The 17,797-nt window shown below is 59.2% G+C and carries 19 protein-coding genes; 14 read left to right on the top strand and 5 right to left on the bottom strand.

The window, feature by feature from the left end; all coding sequences use genetic code 11:
* Positions 1-83: 83 nt before the first annotated feature.
* Genes JKL48_RS14860 through JKL48_RS14845 form a run of 4 tightly spaced genes read left to right on the top strand, consistent with a single transcriptional unit; the run spans position 84 to position 4,758 of the window.
* Complete coding sequence (locus JKL48_RS14860) at positions 84-929, top strand: hypothetical protein (RefSeq protein ID WP_201983836.1); 846 nt, start codon at positions 84-86, stop codon at positions 927-929.
* An 11-nt stretch (positions 930-940) separates the two neighbouring features.
* Positions 941-1,795: a hypothetical protein gene (locus JKL48_RS14855; protein ID WP_201983835.1), complete on the top strand. Its 855-nt coding sequence runs from the start codon at positions 941-943 to the stop codon at positions 1,793-1,795.
* A 50-nt stretch (positions 1,796-1,845) separates the two neighbouring features.
* On the top strand, positions 1,846-3,498 hold the full coding sequence (locus JKL48_RS14850; RefSeq protein ID WP_201983828.1) for a hypothetical protein: 1,653 nt from the start codon (positions 1,846-1,848) through the stop codon (positions 3,496-3,498).
* A gap of 3 nt (positions 3,499-3,501) precedes the next feature.
* Positions 3,502-4,758, top strand: coding sequence for a radical SAM protein (locus JKL48_RS14845; protein ID WP_201983826.1), 1,257 nt, complete (start codon positions 3,502-3,504; stop codon positions 4,756-4,758).
* A gap of 16 nt (positions 4,759-4,774) precedes the next feature.
* Here the strand turns inward: JKL48_RS14845 and JKL48_RS23590 are convergent, their stop codons facing one another.
* The 5 genes from JKL48_RS23590 to rsmA all read right to left on the bottom strand — a co-directional run bounded on the left by JKL48_RS23590 (position 4,775) and on the right by rsmA (position 8,627).
* Positions 4,775-5,614: a nuclease A inhibitor family protein gene (locus JKL48_RS23590; protein ID WP_201983825.1), complete on the bottom strand. Its 840-nt coding sequence runs from the start codon at positions 5,612-5,614 to the stop codon at positions 4,775-4,777.
* Positions 5,615-5,772: 158 nt separating this feature from the next.
* A complete protein-coding gene (greA, locus tag JKL48_RS14835) occupies positions 5,773-6,249 on the bottom strand; it encodes a transcription elongation factor GreA (protein ID WP_201983821.1) in 477 nt (158 codons plus the stop codon).
* A 101-nt stretch (positions 6,250-6,350) separates the two neighbouring features.
* Complete coding sequence (locus JKL48_RS14830; protein ID WP_201983819.1) at positions 6,351-7,316, bottom strand: NAD(P)-dependent oxidoreductase; 966 nt, start codon at positions 7,314-7,316, stop codon at positions 6,351-6,353.
* A gap of 11 nt (positions 7,317-7,327) precedes the next feature.
* Positions 7,328-7,735: a hypothetical protein gene (locus JKL48_RS14825; RefSeq protein ID WP_201983817.1), complete on the bottom strand. Its 408-nt coding sequence runs from the start codon at positions 7,733-7,735 to the stop codon at positions 7,328-7,330.
* 58 nt (positions 7,736-7,793) lie between these two features.
* Positions 7,794-8,627: a 16S rRNA (adenine(1518)-N(6)/adenine(1519)-N(6))-dimethyltransferase RsmA gene (gene rsmA, locus JKL48_RS14820; RefSeq protein ID WP_201983816.1), complete on the bottom strand. Its 834-nt coding sequence runs from the start codon at positions 8,625-8,627 to the stop codon at positions 7,794-7,796.
* Between the two features lie 236 nt (positions 8,628-8,863).
* On the opposite strand from rsmA, the gene JKL48_RS14815 reads away from it, so the two are divergent.
* From JKL48_RS14815 to JKL48_RS14770, 10 genes are all read left to right on the top strand, one after another.
* Positions 8,864-10,321 carry a leucyl aminopeptidase family protein gene (locus tag JKL48_RS14815; protein WP_201983814.1) on the top strand — a complete coding sequence of 486 codons (1,458 nt, stop codon included), beginning with the start codon at positions 8,864-8,866 and terminating at the stop codon, positions 10,319-10,321.
* Positions 10,322-10,439: 118 nt separating this feature from the next.
* Positions 10,440-11,474: a 4-hydroxythreonine-4-phosphate dehydrogenase PdxA gene (gene pdxA, locus JKL48_RS14810; protein ID WP_201983812.1), complete on the top strand. Its 1,035-nt coding sequence runs from the start codon at positions 10,440-10,442 to the stop codon at positions 11,472-11,474.
* Between the two features lie 104 nt (positions 11,475-11,578).
* Entirely contained in the window at positions 11,579-12,112 is a 534-nt protein-coding gene (locus JKL48_RS14805; protein WP_201983810.1) for a YceD family protein, read from the top strand.
* 69 nt (positions 12,113-12,181) lie between these two features.
* Positions 12,182-12,412 carry a 50S ribosomal protein L32 gene (rpmF, locus tag JKL48_RS14800; protein WP_201983809.1) on the top strand — a complete coding sequence of 77 codons (231 nt, stop codon included), beginning with the start codon at positions 12,182-12,184 and terminating at the stop codon, positions 12,410-12,412.
* A 118-nt stretch (positions 12,413-12,530) separates the two neighbouring features.
* A complete protein-coding gene (gene plsX / locus JKL48_RS14795; RefSeq protein WP_201983808.1) occupies positions 12,531-13,472 on the top strand; it encodes a phosphate acyltransferase PlsX in 942 nt (313 codons plus the stop codon).
* 149 nt (positions 13,473-13,621) lie between these two features.
* Positions 13,622-14,635: a beta-ketoacyl-ACP synthase III gene (locus JKL48_RS14790; protein WP_201983799.1), complete on the top strand. Its 1,014-nt coding sequence runs from the start codon at positions 13,622-13,624 to the stop codon at positions 14,633-14,635.
* Positions 14,636-14,782: 147 nt separating this feature from the next.
* Positions 14,783-15,346 (top strand): elongation factor P, encoded by a 564-nt coding sequence (efp, locus tag JKL48_RS14785; protein WP_201983797.1) that lies wholly within the window; start codon positions 14,783-14,785, stop codon positions 15,344-15,346.
* Positions 15,347-15,471: 125 nt separating this feature from the next.
* The gene (gene accB, locus JKL48_RS14780; protein ID WP_201983945.1) at positions 15,472-15,948 is read left to right on the top strand and encodes an acetyl-CoA carboxylase biotin carboxyl carrier protein; all 477 of its coding nucleotides are present in this window, start codon (positions 15,472-15,474) and stop codon (positions 15,946-15,948) included.
* A 103-nt stretch (positions 15,949-16,051) separates the two neighbouring features.
* Positions 16,052-17,398: an acetyl-CoA carboxylase biotin carboxylase subunit gene (gene accC, locus JKL48_RS14775; RefSeq protein ID WP_201983796.1), complete on the top strand. Its 1,347-nt coding sequence runs from the start codon at positions 16,052-16,054 to the stop codon at positions 17,396-17,398.
* 11 nt (positions 17,399-17,409) lie between these two features.
* Positions 17,410-17,797, top strand: a 388-nt coding sequence (locus tag JKL48_RS14770; RefSeq protein WP_201983795.1) for a hypothetical protein, incomplete at its 3' end; no start/stop codon positions are given.

The following is a 17,797-nucleotide window of genomic DNA, read 5'->3' as shown; positions in this document are numbered from 1 at the left end:
GTTAGTGCCTACGGTCGCTGGTGGTGCTACCGGGTTCGCATCCAGGCCGCAAGTAAGAAGAATTCATGTAACAAACCGAACGCATGGCACACTTCCCGCTCCTTCGCTTCTCCGCCGCCTGGGCCTTGGGCCGCACGCTGTTGCTTGGGCTGGGCCTGCCCGCCGTAGCGCTGGCCCAAGCCCCGCGCGACACACAGGCACTGGAGTTGCAAGGCGGCTCGCTTACTTACCGGCCCCTGGCGGCGCAGCAAACCTCAAACGCCCCAGCCAGCTCCACCGACTCCGGCTTCGGGCTCGACTACCAGGGCGGTGCCCTGCGGCTGGTAATCCCCTGGCCGGCTACCAAAAAAGACATCACGGAAAAAGCCCCCATCGACTGGACCGCGAACCCTGGCCGAAACATCGTGGCCGTACGGTATATGGACCTGATTTTTGACAATGCTACCCTGACCTACGAGCGGCTGTTCGGCCCAAACAACCAGGTAGGCGTGAAATTGCCCTTTTCTCTCAAGTACGGGCGCAACCAGTCTCCGCTCTTGAACCAGTCGGCCATTTACCCCATGAATAAGTCCTTCAGCACAGGGCTGGAAGTCAATTTCTACGTGGGTCCGCCGGCGCGGGTCCGCTATTTTCTCGGTCCGGCGGTGCACTACGGGCGCTTCCGCTACGACTACAGCGAAGGCCCCGACGATTTTTTACTTTTTAGCCTGTCCTTCCGCAACAGACGGGCCATCGCGGAGCGCTATGCCTGCTACTTCAACAACGGGCTACGCTACCAACTGGGCAAGCATTTCGTGCTGGCCGCCGACGCCGGCATTGGGTGGAAAACCAATGTGCTGGATGACCGCCGCATGAACCTGAAAACCGATGACATTGCCGGCACCTCGCTGCTGCTGGTGGGCAACTTCAACCTGGGCTACCACTTTTAACCCCCGAAGCCATGTTTGCTGCTTTCATTACTCCCGGTATTTTGGGCGGGCCGGGCGCCCGGTGCGCGTGCCTGCTGGCGGTGCTGGCCCTGCCCTGCCGCGCCCAGGACGCCATCCTTCGCACCAACGGCCAGCGCACGGAAGCGCAGGTGCTGGACGTGCGCGGCTCGCAGATTTTCTACAAGCCCTGGGGCCATCCCGATGGTGTTACTACGGTGCTGAGCACGGAGTACGTGCAGGCTATTCAGTACCAGAACGGCACTCGGCAAGACTTCACCCATGCACCCGCGCCAAGCCTGCGACTCGATGAAATAGCCAACCACGGCCGGAATGTGGTGGCCATCCGTCCGGAAGACCTGGTTTTTGGCAACCTCACGCTGACCTACGAGCGGCTGTCGAAGGAAAGCGGGCTGGGCATCAAAGTGCCGCTCAGCATGGGCATGGGCCATGAAAAATCCGATTATACCCACAACGCCTTCTATACCCAATACAACAAAATTTACGGTACAGGGCTGGAGGTAAACATCTATGTGACCGGTGTGGAGCGGGTGCGCTATATTGTGGGGCCCGCCCTGCAATGGGCCTCCTTCCGCTACCGGCAGCGTTACATTCCGAGCACAAATCTGCAAACACCCTATGCTTCCACGCCAGTGGAAACCGAGTACCAGGGCCAGCAGATGTCGGCCGTGATTCAAGGGGGAATTTGGTGCCAATTAGGCGAGCGCCTGGTTTTTTCGGGCGATGCCGGCATTGGCCTGCGCTACTACCGAATGGAACAAGCCGACGGCTACGGCCACTACTCCAGCTTTCCCAACGAAGCCACCCTGCACCTGTCTGCCAACCTCAACCTGGGCTATCAATTCTAACCGGTTTCGCCATGCAAAACGCTGTGCTTTTCGCTCGCCTTCGGCTGAGCTTGCTTCGCCTGTTTCGTCGGCGCCCCGTGGCGCGGGCCGTGGCGTGGCTCACCTTGCTGGCCCTGCTGCCGGTGCACCTCAGTTGCCAGAGTTTCTACCGCACGCGGGGCAAGGAAATCAGTACCTCCTCGCTCACGGCGCTGGCGTCGTCCAAGGTGTTTATACTGCACCAGGGCAACCTGACCTGGCAGCTTATCAGCCCTCGCCTCAACGGCGACATGCTGGAGGGCGTGAAGGGCGAGCTTTACCCCACCTTGGCGCAATACGACAATGCGCCCCTCGACGGCAAGTCGAAACGCTACAAGATGGTAGACAGCAAAGTGGTGCTAAACCTCGTGCACGTCTACATTTCGGACTACCAGCTGCACGACAGCCAGCAGGTCAGCATTCCGATTTCCTCCATTCAACGCATCGATTTGGTTGAGAAAGACACGAATAAGACCACTGCTTCTTACCTGCTGGGTGGCACGGCCATTACCGTTGGCGTGCTCGCGGTTATCGCCATCATTATTGCCCTCACCAAAAGTTCCTGCCCCTTTGTGTATGCCTCCGACGGGCAAGGGTACCACTTTGTGGGCGAGGCCTATGGCGGGGCCATTTTTGCCCCACTGGAGCGCGACGACTACATGCCCCTGCCGCAGCTCCGCCCTCAGGACGGCGAGTACCGCCTCAAGCTGACCAACGAGCTGAAGGAACGCCAGTACACCGACGTGGCCGAGCTGTGGGTGGTCGACCACGCCCCCGGCACGCAGGTGCTGCTGGACCAGCGCGGCGGTGTGCACACCCTCGGCCAGTTGCAAGCGCCCACCCGCGCCCGCACGGCCAGCGGCGCTGACTGCGCCGCCCAGTTGCAAGCCGCCGACCACAACGTCTTCCTATTCAACGAAGAACTGCCCGCCGCCACCGCCAACGGCGTGACCCTGGCGTTTGCCAAGCCTGCACAGGCCGCGTCGCCTGCCCGCCTGGTGCTGCGGGCCCAGAATTCGCTGTGGCTGGATTACCTCTACGGCGAGTTTGCCAAGAAATTCGGCGCCTCCTACGCCCAATGGGCTGAGCACGAAAAGCAGGTGCCCGCCGCCAAGCTCAACCAGTGGCTGCAAGCCCAAAGCATGCCGCTGAGTGTGTACGTCGAAACCGCCCGCGGCTGGCAGTTGGTGGAGCACATCCCGCTGGTGGGCTCCCTCGCCGCCCGCGACCTGGTGGTGCCCATTGACCTGAGCCAGGTGGCCGGCTCCGAGGTGCGCATCAAAGTAGAAACCGGCTTCATGTTCTGGGAGCTGGACTACGCCGCCCTCGACACCAGCCCGGAGCAACTCACCTCCCTCGAAAAATATGCCCCCCTAAGTGCCCTCGATGAAAAGAGCACCGACCAACGCGCCGCACTAGCCGCGGCCGATGGCCAGCCGCTGCGGCAACTACACCAAGGCACCGAAGTAAGCTTGGTGTACCCGGCCAAGCCAGCCATAACCGGCACCCAGCGCACGGCCTTTTTCCACGCGCGCGGCTACTACGAGCACATTCGGGAGTACCAGGGCGTGCCCAACCTGCCCGAACTCTACAGCTTCCGCAAGCCCGGCCGCCTTGTAGAATTCTCGAAGGAAAAATACCGCGAAACCACGCACGAGCTTCAACTCACCGCAATGCGCCCCTAAACCATGGACACTGCTACCCTCATGCCGCTCCCCGTCCTCGACGCGGTGCTGCCCACCAGCCCCCGCCCGTCCGCTGCTGCTGCGCCCTACCCAGTGCCCACCTTGCCCAACCCCGTGCTTCCCGATTCGCTCTGGCGAGAACTGATGCGCGGGCTTTTTGCGCTGGTAGAGGCCCGGCTAGTGTTGAATCTATTGCGCCGCCCCCGGAGAATATGGCAGGCCCTAACGCAGTTGAAGTCCCAGCGCGCCCAATATTTCGGGGAGTTTGTGCCCCGAAAAATGGCTTACGTCGACGGCCGCTACTACCGGGGCTACCACAGTCCGGGCTGGCCCTCCCCGGCTTACAATACATACGTAGCCACGGCCCTCAACCGCCTGGTGCCCTTCCGCCCCCAGCAAACGACCCTGAACATGGTGTTCCTGGCCATCACCAAAAAATGTCCCCTGGCTTGTGAGCACTGCTTTGAATGGGAGGCTCTCAACCAAAAGGAAAAGCTGACGCTACCCGATTTGCACGCGCTGGTCAAAACCTTTCAGGATAAAAACGTTACCCAGATATTCTTCAGCGGCGGCGAGCCCATGCTCCGTGTGCATGACCTGCTGGAAATAATGCCCGCCGCCCGCCCCGGCACCGATTTCTGGGTCATTACTTCCGGCTTTAACTTCACCCGGCAAAACGCTATAAAGTTGAAGCAAGCCGGCCTCACGGGCGTTTCCATCAGCCTCGACCACTACCTGCCCGCGCAGCACAACCGCTTCCGCGGCTCCGATAAAGCCTTCGAGAACGCCATCCAAGCCGCTGCCCACGCCCAAGAGGCCGGCTTGGTGGTGAACCTGGCCGTGTGCGTCACCCGCGAGTTCACCACGGCCCGCAACCTGCTGCGCTACGCCGCCTTGGCCCGGCAGTTGGGCGCGGCCTTCATTCAGTTGTTGGAACCGCGTGCCGTGGGCCATTACAGCGGTCAGGAGGTAGCCCTCGCCGAGCGGCAACTGTTGCTGCTCGATGCTTTCTACGAGCGGCTAAACTTCCACCCCCATTACCACGACTGGCCTATGGTGACCTACTACGGCTACCACCAGCGCCGCCTGGGCTGCAGCGGGGCGGCCGACCGGTTTCTGTACGTCGACACCGACGGCGATGTACACGCCTGCCCCTTCTGCCAGAAAAAAAGCGGCAGCGCCCTCACCGATTCTCTCAACGATGCCTTGGCGGCAGTGCGCACCAACGGGTGTCAGTTGTATCACCCTTCGGCTATTTAAGCCGAAGTCCGGCGCATCAGGTTTCCGTCAATACCGTTTTGAAGCCGGCCAGCGTACCATCCGCCATCCGGCCTAGGGCGTAGGCGTGGATTTGCGGCCCTTTTCCCACGCGGTACACCTGCACGCCGTCCATATCCTGCTTCATAAACATTTGCAGGGCTTTGTAGCGGTTAGCCAGCGCCACGTCGTTCAGCACGCCATCGTCGGCCGTGTGGTTGCGCAGAAATTGCGTCAGTTCCACGGTTTCTACTTTGGCATCGGCGGGCTCGCCCAGCACCTTGAGCAGCGCGGCGTTGCTCAGCTCGCCGCCGGGCGCAGCGTAAGCCACGGCTTCCAGCGGTGCGTCCGATTCGCTTAGGAAATGCAGGCCGGCCACTTGCTTTTGTAGCTCCGGCGGCACCGGTGCCCCAGCGTCCGCGCCCGATTTTGACGCTGCTTTAGCCTCGCTCAGCCCGCTGCCACCGTCCACTTTTGCCGCAATGGCCGTGGCCAATTCCTGCATCCGCGCATCGGGTACTTTGATTTTGGGATTGGTAAAGTTGATGTCCTGCACCGTCTGCATCGGGATGAGGTGGATGTGGGCGTGCGGCACTTCCAGCCCAATCACGGCCACGCCGATGCGCTTGCAGGGCACGGCGGCCTGCACCCCTTTCGCCACGCGCTGCGCAAACACGTGCAACGCCGCTAGCTCGTCGGCCGGCAGGTCAAAAATGTAGTCGATTTCCTTCTTAGGAATCACCAGCACATGGCCTTCCACCAGCGGCGTGATGTCGAGAAACGCCAGATGGCGGCCGTCCTCGGCTACTTTAAAAGCCGGCAGCTCGCCGGAAACAATGCGGGAGAAAATCGAAGGCATGGGCAGGTTGGTTATGAGTTGTCAGTTGCTCGTTGTCAGTTGTCGGGTCGGTGGTGCAAATAAACGAGAACCGACAAGCCAACGCCGGGAAGGTGCAAAAAGAAATAGGGCAGCACCTCCCGGCGCTGCCCTAACAACTGACAACAAACAGCTGACAACTACCGGCTAATCTCCAGGATTTCGAACTGCAACTTGCCAGCGGGCACGATGATTTCGGCGGTGTCGCCGGCCGATTTGCCCAACAAGCCCTTCCCGATGGGCGATTTCACCGAGATTTTGCCCGCGGCCAGGTTGGCTTCTTCTTCAGCCACCAGGGTGTAGTCGAGCACCATGTTATTCTTCAGGTTCTTCAGCTTCACCTTGCTCATGATGAGCACCTTGCTGAAATCCATGTTGGTTTCATCGATGAGGCGGGCGTTACCCAATACCTCTTCCAGCTTGGAAATTTTGAGTTCCAGCAGGCCCTGGGCATCCTTGGCGGCGTCGTACTCGGCGTTTTCGCTCAGGTCGCCTTTGTCGCGGGCTTCGCGCAGGTCTTCGGCAGCTTTGGCCCGGCCCCGGATTTTCAGGTCCTGAAGCTCTTCCTTCAGTTTTTGCAGGCCTTCGGGGGTGTAGTAATTGATGGTGCTGGCCATAAAAGTAGATGCTTAACGGTTTGGCTAAAAAGCAAGGAGAACGGCTGGCACTGCCAACCGTTCTCCCTTCTTAGGTTCGCTGCAAAGATACACAAAACGAATTAGCTCCCCGCCACTTCCCCTACCCGCCCGGCCCGAAAGGCCCGAATTTTCTCCGTCAGCACTTCGTTGATGCGCACGTAGCTCTGGTGCGTCCAGCCGCCGATGTGCGGCGAGAACAGCACAGTAGGCGCGGCCTTCAGGAAATCGAAAGTGGCTTGCTGGGCCGTGGTTAGCGTGTTGAGCTTCTCGTTTTCGAGCACGTCGAGCGCGGCACCGCGCACCGTACCCGCTCGCAGGCCGTGCACCAGCGCGGCGTGGTCCAGCACTTCGCCACGGGCCGTATTCAGCAGCCACACCGGTTTGGCAAAGCCGGCCAGCAGCCCTTCGTTCACGAAATGATGGTTGGCCAGAGAGTACGGGATGTGCAGGCTCAGCACTTCGGCCCGGGCCTGCAGTTCGGCCAGCGGTACCAGCGCGGCGTTATCATCGGCCGCCACTGCCGGGTCATTATCATGGGCCAGCACCGTGCAGCCAAAGGCGCTCAGCCGCCGCGCAAAGGCCCGGCCCATGTGCCCGTAGCCGAGCAGGCCAATGGTTTTGCCGCCAATTTCTTCGCCCCGGTTGGCTTCGCGCCGCCACTGGCCTGCGCGCACCTCCTGGTCGGCCCGCACAATGTTGCGGAACAGCGCCAGCAGCAGGCCCACGGCGTATTCGCCCACGGCGTCGCGGTTACCTTCGGGCGCATTCAGCAGCGTGACCCCGGCCGCCGCCATGGCCGCTTCGTCAATGTTGTCGACGCCGGCCCCGGCGCGGGCCACGTAGCGCAGTTGCGGGCCGTGGGCAAGTAGTTCGGCCGTTACGCGGAGCTTGCTGCGCACCATTAGGCCCTCATAAGGCTGCGCGGCCAGGGCGGCAGGCACTTCGGCGGCGGTGAGGGTGGGTTGGTAGTCGCCGGCCACACCAATGCTTTCCAGCATGGCGTGCAGCGAGGGATGCATTTCGTCGATGATTAAACAGACACTCATTGAAATCGAAGCTAAAACGGGCCGGTGGTGCGAAGCAGCGTATCGCCGTTTAGTTGAAGCAGTTTATTCATTAACTCTGCTTTTAAAAATGGCCCTCTTTTACCTTTTTGTGCTTCTGCATTTGATTTAGCATCCACGGGGAAAATGAAATAAGAATCTATACCAGTTCGCGCAACCAGATACTTCCCACCTACTTGAGTGGCATAAACAGCTTCTAATAGCGGGTCGCTGTAAGGACTATCGGCGTCATCATACCAGTGCAGGGCGACGCCATCGTCATAATTTGCAGTATAATATCTTCCGGCGAGGTGTGTGATATTGTCTTCGTCAAACAAATAATCTGACAGCGTATACCAAGCGCAAAAAACCAATAACGCCCCGATTAAAACTTTGCGTCCTAATGGCAATAATGCAATCATCTTTATTGGCAACAACCCTTTAGAAATTTAGACGAATAGCAATAAAAAATGCTGGCCTTTACTCCGCTACGTCACTAATATCCAAATCCGGCAGGTTGGCGCTGCCGCCCGCCATGTGCTGGTCCACGTGCCGCGTCAGCTCCACAAACTCGGCCACACCCAACTGCTCGGCGCGCTTGTCGAAAATGGCATCAGTGGTAGCTTCGGCTGGCATTCCAAAGGGCTTGAGGGCGTTGCGCAATGTTTTGCGGCGCGTCTGGAAGGCCTGCTTCACTACCCGAAAAAACAGCTTCTCGTCGCAGGCCAGTTCTTCGGTTTCGTTGCGGGTGAGGCGCACCACGGCCGACTCCACTTTGGGCGGCGGCACGAACACATGGGCCGGCACCGTGAACAGGTAGTCAATGTTATAAAAAGCCTGCAGAAGCACGCTCAGAATACCATAAGTTTTCGAGCCGGGCGGCTCGGCCAGGCGCTGAGCCACTTCCTTCTGAATCATGCCCACCACCTCGCGCACCTGCTGCCGGTTGTTGAGTACGGCGAAAAAAATCTGGCTGCTGATGTTATAGGGAAAGTTGCCGATGATGGCCAGCGGCTGGCCGGGGAACAGCGAGCCAAGGTCCTGCTTCAGGAAATCGGTCGCAAAAATTCGTTCGCCCAGCGCCGGGTAGTGTGCTTTCAGGTAAGCCACCGACTCGGTATCAATCTCGACCACACTGGTTTGATAAGCCGGGTTTTCGAGCAGATACTGCGTGAGTACGCCCATGCCGGGCCCAATTTCAAGCACCTGCCGCACATCATCGGGCAGGCGCAAGGCGCCCACGATGTTCCGGGCAATGTTGGGGTCGGCCAGAAAATGCTGGCCCAGGTGCTTTTTGGGGCGTACGGTATTCACGGAGCAAATGCATGATGACTGAATTTGAACGTCCTGCTGAGCTTGCCGCAGCATCTCGCGTGCATTACTAATTCAGTCGTGACGACGATATAGATTACTACCACAAGCGAGATGCTGCGGCAAGCTCAGCAGGACGTTCGAGGAAGCTCAGTATGACGTTCTATTAAATCCGTCAAAAAACCTCGCAACCTAAACAGTACCTTGCGGCCTCAAATCTACGGCCTTCATCTCCTCTTATGTCCTTAGCCCTCGCTCACGCGGCCACCGCGCCGGCCCAGTCCACGCAGGTTTTCATCCTGCCGGCGGGTACCACCGCCTTGCCTGCATCTGCGGTCGGCGACCTTTCCCCTGCCGCCCAACAGTACGTGTCGGCGGCCCTGGCCGATGAGCAGAAGCTCATTCACCTCAACCACTACAGCCACCACCACTACTTTGTGGTGCTGGCCGACAAGCCCACCGCCGCTCAGGTGGCCGAGCAACTTCGCCGCACCGGCCACACCCTCCACGGCCAGTTGAAAGCCGAAAAAATAACCGAAGTTTTCATCGAAAACCACAGCGCCACGCCCAATGCCGCCCTGCTGCTAGCCGAAGGCCTGGCCCTGACCGCCTATCAATTCGAAGGCTACAAGACCGATGAGAAGTCGCGCAAAGCCCCGTCCCTGCAAGAAGTTTACCTGGTTGGCAAAGCCGCCACCGCCGCTGAAATTCACGAGCTCAACGGCCTGTTGCTAGGCGTTATCCTGGCCCGCGACTTGGTAAACGCTCCGCTTAATAAGCTCAATGCTGTGCAGTTTGCCGAACGCATGGCCGAAGCCGGCGACCAGGCCGGCTACACCACCGACATCCTGGACCTGGCCAAAATCGAAGCCCTGCGCATGGGCGGCCTGCTCGCCGTCAACCTCGGCTCGCCCGAGCCGCCCACCTTCAGCATCCTTGAATACAAGCCCGAAGGGGCCAAAAACGACCAGCCTTATGTCCTCGTCGGCAAAGGCGTGGTGTTCGATACCGGCGGCCTCAGCCTCAAGCCCACGCCCAACAGCATGGACATGATGAAGTGCGACATGGCCGGCGGCGCGGCCGTGGCCGGCACCCTCTTCGCCCTGGCCAAAAATAAGGTGCCGCTGCACGTCATCGGTTTGGTGCCAGCTACCGACAACCGCCCCGGCGGCCTCGCATTTGTGCCCGGCGATGTGCTCACCATGCACAGCGGCCTGACGGTGGAAGTGAGAAATACCGATGCCGAAGGCCGTCTGCTGCTGGCCGATGCCCTGAGTTTTGCCAAGCGCTACAACCCGGTGCTGGTTATCGACTTGGCCACCCTCACCGGCGCGGCCGTGCGCGCCCTCGGCACCGAAGCCAGCGCCGCCATGGGCACGGCCGGCCCTGCCATCCTACAACAGCTCACTGAAGCCGGGTACGCCGTGCACGAGCGCCTGGTAGAGTTTCCGCTGTGGGATGAGTATGCCGAGCACATCAAGTCCGACATTGCCGACCTCAACAACCTGGGCAAGGGCGAAGCCGGCCACATTTCCGCCGGCAAGTTCCTGGAGCGCTTCGCCGAAGGCTACCCCTGGATTCACCTCGACATTGCCGGCCCCGCCTACCTGACCGCCGCCGAAAGCTACCGTGGCAAAGGCGGCACCGGCATGGGTGTGCGCCTGCTGTATGAGTTTCTGACGAAACATCTCGCTTAAAAGAACGTCATGCAGAGCGCAGCGAAGCATCTCGCGTGCAATAGTGACTCAATCAAACGGATTACTTATAGCTGGCGAGATGCTTCGCTGCGCTCTGCATGACGCTATACTTTCAACAATGCCCCACCACCTCCCGCGCCTCGGTTTTTCCGTCGGCGACCTGGCCGGAATCGGCCCCGAAGTCATTTACAAAACACTGCTCGATGAGCGGCTGCTTCAACTCTGCACGCCGGTCGTGTACGGCACGGCCACGGCGCTGTTCGACGACTTTCCTACCCCGGCCGATGCTGAGCACCTCACTTTCCGCCAGCTGCGCGACGCGGCCGACATTGCCCCCGGCCGCCTCAACGCCGTGACTTGCTGGGACGAAGACTTTGTACTGGTTCCCGGCCAGCCCTCGGCCGCCAGCGGCGCGGCCGCCCGCGAAAGCCTGCTCTGCGCCAGCCGCGACCTCAAAGCCGGTAAGCTCGATGCCCTCGTCACCGCGCCAATTAGCAAAGACAATACCCAGGCCGACAACTTCCGCTACCCCGGCCACACCGAATTTCTCACCACCTTCTTCGAGGCCCCCGAAAGCCTCATGTTTCTGGTGGACGAGGATGCCGGGCTGCGCATTGCCACCGTCACCGGCCACGTTCCCCTCAAGGATGTGCCGGCCAAGCTGACCCCGGCGCTGCTGCGCACTAAAATCCAGTTGCTGCTCAAGTCGCTCAAGCAGGATTTTGGCATCCTCAAACCTCGCATTGCCGTGCTCGGCCTCAACCCCCATGCCGGCGAAAACGGCCTGCTCGGTGCCGAAGAAGGCGACGTGGTCAGCCCCGTTATTCAGCAGTTTGTGCAAGACGGACACCTCGTGGTGGGTCCCTTCCCGGCCGATGGCTACTTCGGGACGCAGCAGTTCCGCCAGTTCGATGCCACCCTGGCCCTCTACCACGACCAGGGCCTGATTCCCTTCAAACTCATGGCTTTCGAGCGCGGCGTGAACTTCACCGCAGGCCTGCCCGTGGTGCGCACCTCCCCCGACCACGGCACCGCCTACGGCATCGCCGGCCAGTACCGGGCCGATGAGTCCTCCTTCCGGGCCGCCGTTTACCTGGCCTGCGAGGTGTGGAAGCAGCGCTGGACCGAAGCTCAGCCCCGCTCGGCGCGGTAGCTTTTGACCGGCCTGCCGAGGGCACTATCGCAGAGAAAGTTGGGCGCTTTTTTTGGCAAAAAGCAGGATTTTCACTACTTTTGCCCCCTGCTATCCAGCCGACCATGAAAAAAGAAAGCAAGTACGACCTCAACCTGGCCAAACTGGCGCTGAAAACGCACCATTTTGAATTTGAGTTGGGTCCCGACTTTTTTGCCCTCTTCGACCAAGCCCTGGTTGAACAAGGACACTTGCACGCCGATGTAGAGCTCATCAAAACCGAGCGTCTGCTAACCCTGAACTTTCACATTACCGGCACGGTGCGCCTCACCTGCGACCGCAGCCTCGACGAGTTCGACCAGCCGTTGGACATTGAAGAGCAGTTACTTGTTCGCTTCGGTGACGAAGCCAAGGAGCTGGACGACAACGTGCTGCAAATCACCCCCGAAACGCAGTCCCTGCCCCTGGCGCAGCACCTTTACGACTACATCAGCCTGGCCCTGCCGATGAAGAAGCTGCACCCGCGCTTTCAGGACGAGGCTGATGAAAACCCCGATGCACCCACCAAGCTCATCTTCAGCACCCGCCCGGCCGATGATGCGCCCGATGACGACGAGCCCGCCGACCCCCGTTGGGCCGCGCTCCGCAACCTGAATTAATCCGTCAGCGCCCCGAGTCGCTTCCCTACTCCAACTCATAATTCAAAACTCCTAATTCATACTTGACTCATGGCTCATCCTAAGCGCCGCACTTCCTCTGCTGTTCGCGACAAGCGTCGTACCCACTACAAGCTGACCCCTAAGGCCGTGACTTTGTGCCCCAACACGGGCGAGTTGCACCTGCGCCACAAAGCTTACGTGGTGGATGGCGACCTGTACCACAACGGCCAGCTGGCTATCAAAAATTACTCGAAGGTGAGCGCTGCGCCCGCCGCCGACACGACCGGCGACGACGAATAGCGCGTTTGGTTGTTACTTCGCGGCCCAAACGGTCCGGCTTCGCTCCTTATTTTAAGCCAGCGGGGCCGGACTTTTGGCACTTTTGCATTCCGCTGAACTCCTTCCAAACACCTCTTTCATGAAAATAGCCCTCGACGCAATGGGCGGCGATTTCGCCCCCCAAGCCGCCGTGGCGGGTGCCCTGCTGGCGGCCGAGCAGCTTGCTGGCCGGGCCACCATCGTCCTCATTGGACAGGAAGACGCGGTGCGTCCCCTGCTCCAGGCTGCGGGCCCCGCTGGTGCGGCGCTTGAGTTTGTCCATGCGTCGCAGATTATCGACATGGGCGAGCACCCGGCCAAAGCCTTCCAGCAAAAGCAGGATTCCAGCATTGCCGTCGGATACAAAATGCTACTGGCGGGCGAAGTCGACGCTTTTTGCTCGGCTGGCAATACCGGCGCCATGCTTGTCGGCGCCATGTTCACGGTGAAGGCCGTGCCCGGCGTGATGCGCCCCGCCATCGCCAATTTCCTGCCCAAAATCGGCAGCGACTTTGGCATTTTGCTCGATGTGGGCGCCAACGCCGAATGCAAGCCCGAAATGCTGGAGCAGTTCGGTGAGCTTGGCTCGCTGTACGCGCAATACGTGCTGGGCATTGCCAACCCGCAGGTGGGGCTGATGAACCTGGGCGAGGAAGAAGGTAAGGGCACGCCCATCACGCAGGCCGCGCACCAACTGTTAAAGGTCAACCCACACATCCAGTTCGTGGGCAATATCGAAGGCCGCGACCTGTTCAATAGCCGCGCCGATGTGATTGTGTGCGACGGCTTTACGGGCAACGTCATCCTAAAAATGGCCGAATCCATCTACGATGTGATGGACGAGAAAAAAATGCACGACCCGTTCTTCGACAAGTTCAACTACGAAGCGGTGGGCGGCTCGCCCATCCTGGGCATCAACGACAACGCCATCATTGGGCACGGGCGTAGCACCCCGCGCGCCATCGGCAACATGCTGGTGCAGGGCTACAATATGGCCGATTCCGGGATTGTTGACCAAATAAAGGCTACTTTTAAGTCCTAACACCGTCATCGGCGGTGAAAAAACCTCCGGCTCCGGCCGGATTTTTTTTAGCTGCTTGTCGGCTCATTGCCGGAGCTTTGGGTGCCTGAGCAGGGCACTTTCTTAGCCCCAATTCCCAATTCTCGCTTGCCCCGCCTACTTTTGCCTGTATGAAGATTACTGCTGCCGTCACTGGCGTGGGTGCCTACGTGCCCGACTATGTGCTAACGAATGCCGAGCTTGAAAAGCTGGTGGACACAACCGACGAGTGGATTCTGTCGCGAACCGGCATTCGGGAGCGCCGCATTCTGAAAGGAGAAAACCAGGGCACCTCGGTGATGGGCATCAAAGCGGTGCAGAACCTGCTGGCTAAAACCGGCACCAATCCGGACGAGGTAGAGCTGCTGATATGCGCCACGACCACGCCCGACATGTTGTTTCCGGCCACGGCCAACATCATTTCCAACGGCGTGGGCATCACCAAGGCCTTCAGCTACGACATGAACGCGGCCTGCTCGACGTTCCTGTTCGCACTGGCTACCGGCGCGCAGTTCATCCAGGCCGGCACCTACAAAAAAGTCATTGTAGTGGGCGCCGATAAGATGTCGGCCATTGTGGACTACACCGACCGCGCCAACTGCATTTTGTTCGGCGACGGGGCGGCCGCTGTGCTGCTCGAGCCCAATACCGATGGCTACGGCATCCTCGACCAGGTATTGCGCACCGACGGCAGCGGCGAAGCCTACCTGCACCAGAAAGCCGGGGGCAGCCGCCGCCCGCCCACGCACGAAACCGTGAATGCCAAGGAGCACTACATCTACCAGGAAGGCGCCACGGTGTTCAAATTTGCCGTGAAAAGCATGGCCGACGTGGCCGCGCAGGTGATGGAGCGCAACCACCTCACCAACGACAGCGTGGCTTGGCTGGTGCCTCACCAGGCCAACAAGCGCATCATCGACGCGACGGCCAACCGCATGGGCGTGGGTCCGGAAAAGGTCATGCTCAACATCGACCGCTACGGCAACACCACCAACGGCACCATTCCGCTGTGCCTGGCCGACTACGAAAGCCAGCTGCGCCGCGGCGATAACTTGGTGCTGGCCGCCTTTGGTGGTGGCTTCACCTGGGGCTCCATTTATTTGAAATGGGCCTACGATGGCGACAAAGTGGCCGCCAGCAAGTAACCGAAAGCCGTTAGCTTTGTAGCTGCTAACGGCTTTTCGCATTTAAATAAACCACGCCGCTGAAAGCTTCGTGCTTTCAGTTGAAAAAATAGAATTCCCCACAAAGAAGCTAGTAGTTAACGGCTATCAGCTAAAAGCTTAACAACCATGGCATCAACCGCCGACTTCCGCAACGGCCTCGTTCTCAACTACAACAACGAGCTGCACGTCATCACCGAGTTTCAGCACGTGAAGCCCGGCAAGGGCCCCGCCTTTGTGCGTACCAAGATGCGCAACATCAAAACCGGCCGCACCATCGACAACACTTTCAATGCCGGCGTGAAAGTGGAAACGGCCCGCGTGGAACAGCGCCCGCACCAGTTCCTGTACAAAGACGATTACGGCTACACCTTCATGGATAACGCCACGTTCGAGCAGGTGGTACTGCCCGAAGAAATGGTGCCTTTTGCCGACCTGATGAAGGAAGGGCAGGAAGCCACCATCCTGTTCCACGCCGAAACCGAGCAGCCCCTCACGGCCGAACTGCCCACCACCGTAGACCTCGTGGTGACCTATACCGAGCCCGGCCTGCGCGGCGACACCGCCACCAACACCCTGAAGCCCGCCACCGTGGAAACGGGTGCCCGCATTCAGGTGCCGCTGTTCGTGGATGTGGATACCAAAATCCGCATCAAGACCAGCGACTATAGCTACGTCGAGCGCGTGAAGTAGCTTTTTTTAAGCTGTTAGCTAATGGCCTCTAGCGGTTAGCTGACGTTCTAACATAAAGCTAACCGCTAGCAGCTAAAAGCTAGCAGCTAAAGAATATGTCAAACTCGCCCAAAAAGGACGCTGCCATGAAAGCCAAAGAACTCCAGGAGTTGCTCGATTTTATTGCCAAATCGGGCCTCAACAAGGTCAACATTGAAACCGAGGAATTTAAAATCTCGGTGCAGCGTGACCCGAACACCAAAACGGTATTCAGCGCGGCGGCCCCGGTGGCGGCTCCCGCTGCTCCTGCTCCGGCCGCACCGGCCCCGGCCCCGACCGCTGCACCGGCTCCCGCTGCTTCAACTGCTTCGGAAGCCCCGGCTGGTAATTTCAAACCGTTGAAAGCTCCCATGATTGGCACCTTCTATCGCAGCAGCGGGCCCGACGCACCGGCCTTCGTGCAGGTGGGCGACGTGGTGGAGAAAGGGCAGGTTATCTGCATCATTGAAGCCATGAAGCTATTCAACGAGATTGAGGCGGAGGAAAGCGGCCGCATCGTGAAGGCACTGGTGGAGAATGCGACGCCTGTGGAGTACGACCAGCCCCTGTTTTTGATTGAGTAGATTTATCTGGACATGAGACATGAGACGTTGGACATGAGAACTGCTGGTTAAGCCTCTCATGTCTAACGTCTCATGTCTCATGTCTCTTTTCATTCCCACCCCAATGTTCAAGAAAATACTCATCGCCAACCGGGGCGAAATTGCGCTGCGCATTATCCGCACCTGCAAGGAAATGGGCATCAAAACGGTGGCCGTGTACTCGACTGCCGACCGGGAAAGCCTGCACGTAAAGTTTGCCGATGAGGCCGTGTGCATCGGCCCGCCCGCCTCGAAAGACAGCTACCTGAGCATGCCCAACCTGATTGCGGCCTGCGAAATCACCAACGCCGACGCCATTCACCCCGGCTACGGTTTCCTGAGCGAAAACGCGGAATTCTCGCGCATCTGCGCCGAAAACGGCATCAAGTTCATTGGAGCCTCGCCCGAGATGATTAACCAGATGGGCGACAAGGCCACGGCCAAGGCCACGATGATTAAGGCCGGGGTGCCGGTGGTGCCGGGCTCGCAGGGCCTGTTGGAATCGGTGGAGCAGGGCAAGAAAATTGCCAACAAAATCAAATACCCGGTCATTCTGAAAGCCACGGCGGGCGGCGGCGGGCGCGGCATGCGCATCATTCACAGCGACGACGAATTCCAGAAAGCCTGGGACGATGCGCGCACCGAATCGAAGGCGGCGTTTGGCAACGACGGCATGTACCTGGAGAAATACGTGGTGCAGCCGCGCCACATTGAAGTACAGATTATCGGCGACCAGTTTGGCCACGTCTGCCACCTGTCGGAGCGCGACTGCAGCATCCAGCGCCGCCACCAGAAGCTGGTGGAAGAGGCGCCGTCGCCGTTTATGACGGACTCGTTGCGCGAGAAAATGGGCGCCGCGGCCATCGCGGGCGCATCGGCCATTGGCTACGAGGGCGTGGGCACCATTGAATTCCTAGTAGATGCCAACCGGGATTTCTACTTCATGGAGATGAACACCCGCATTCAGGTAGAGCACCCGGTGACGGAGGAAATCATCAACTACGACCTCATCAAGGAGCAAATCAAAGTAGCGGCGGGCATCCCGATTTCGGGCAAAAACTACTTCCCGAAAATGCACGCCATGGAATGCCGCATCAACGCCGAGGACCCGCGCAACGGCTTCCGCCCCGCGCCCGGCCGCATCACCACGCTGCACATCCCCGGCGGCCACGGCGTGCGCGTGGATACGCACGTGTACGCCGGCTACCAGATTCCGCCCAACTACGATTCGATGATTGCCAAGCTCATCACCGTAGCCCAAACCCGTGAGGAGTGCATCGTAAAAATGAAGCGCGCCCTGAGCGAGTTCGTGGTGGAAGGCGTGAAAACGACCATTCCCTTCCACCTCGCATTGATGGATAACGAGGATTTCAAAGCAGGAAATTTTACGACGGCGTTTATTGAGCAGTCGTTCGATTTCTCGACGATTTAAGCTCTAGAATTTTGTCCCAAAATTCATCAAGAGAAGTAGAAATAAAGCGTGGCTATTGGCTTTATGATGGATTAATACGAAAATCGGCAATCATTTTTTGTGTTAACTATGATGTCTACTACGAAATGGAAAAGGACGAAGGATTTTTCGATATGGCTAATGAAACACCCAACTTGAATGAGAAGGGCGAATCGTACCTTATCAGATGGCCCAGCAAAGGTTTCAAGGCTAATTCAGGCACATTTTCTCTTGGTGGCTTAAGCATTGAAGAAGCCGTTTCCGAGGCTGAACGAATTGTACAGCAGAAGATTAATTGGCTGAATTATACTCGTCGCGAAGTAGGGTGCGGGGCCTGCCCCCGCCCGTCGTTGAACGACTTGTATTGGATTCGTTCAACGA

It is taken from the genome of Hymenobacter rubidus (genome assembly GCF_016734815.1).
GTDB classification, from domain to species: domain Bacteria; phylum Bacteroidota; class Bacteroidia; order Cytophagales; family Hymenobacteraceae; genus Hymenobacter; species Hymenobacter rubidus.
This window is presented reverse-complemented; position numbering and strand designations above follow the sequence as displayed.

Coding starts and splice junctions, on each gene's coding strand:
- JKL48_RS14860 (WP_201983836.1), top strand. CDS start 84: ATGGCACACTTCCCGCTCCTTCGCTTCTCCGCCGCCTGGGCCTTGGGC.
- JKL48_RS14855 (WP_201983835.1), top strand. CDS start 941: ATGTTTGCTGCTTTCATTACTCCCGGTATTTTGGGCGGGCCGGGCGCC.
- JKL48_RS14845 (WP_201983826.1), top strand. CDS start 3,502: ATGGACACTGCTACCCTCATGCCGCTCCCCGTCCTCGACGCGGTGCTG.
- JKL48_RS23590 (WP_201983825.1), bottom strand. CDS start 5,614: ATGCCTTCGATTTTCTCCCGCATTGTTTCCGGCGAGCTGCCGGCTTTT.
- greA (WP_201983821.1), bottom strand. CDS start 6,249: ATGGCCAGCACCATCAATTACTACACCCCCGAAGGCCTGCAAAAACTG.
- JKL48_RS14830 (WP_201983819.1), bottom strand. CDS start 7,316: ATGAGTGTCTGTTTAATCATCGACGAAATGCATCCCTCGCTGCACGCC.
- JKL48_RS14825 (WP_201983817.1), bottom strand. CDS start 7,735: ATGATTGCATTATTGCCATTAGGACGCAAAGTTTTAATCGGGGCGTTA.
- JKL48_RS14815 (WP_201983814.1), top strand. CDS start 8,864: ATGTCCTTAGCCCTCGCTCACGCGGCCACCGCGCCGGCCCAGTCCACG.
- pdxA (WP_201983812.1), top strand. CDS start 10,440: ATGCCCCACCACCTCCCGCGCCTCGGTTTTTCCGTCGGCGACCTGGCC.
- JKL48_RS14805 (WP_201983810.1), top strand. CDS start 11,579: ATGAAAAAAGAAAGCAAGTACGACCTCAACCTGGCCAAACTGGCGCTG.
- rpmF (WP_201983809.1), top strand. CDS start 12,182: ATGGCTCATCCTAAGCGCCGCACTTCCTCTGCTGTTCGCGACAAGCGT.
- plsX (WP_201983808.1), top strand. CDS start 12,531: ATGAAAATAGCCCTCGACGCAATGGGCGGCGATTTCGCCCCCCAAGCC.
- JKL48_RS14790 (WP_201983799.1), top strand. CDS start 13,622: ATGAAGATTACTGCTGCCGTCACTGGCGTGGGTGCCTACGTGCCCGAC.
- efp (WP_201983797.1), top strand. CDS start 14,783: ATGGCATCAACCGCCGACTTCCGCAACGGCCTCGTTCTCAACTACAAC.
- accB (WP_201983945.1), top strand. CDS start 15,472: ATGAAAGCCAAAGAACTCCAGGAGTTGCTCGATTTTATTGCCAAATCG.
- accC (WP_201983796.1), top strand. CDS start 16,052: ATGTTCAAGAAAATACTCATCGCCAACCGGGGCGAAATTGCGCTGCGC.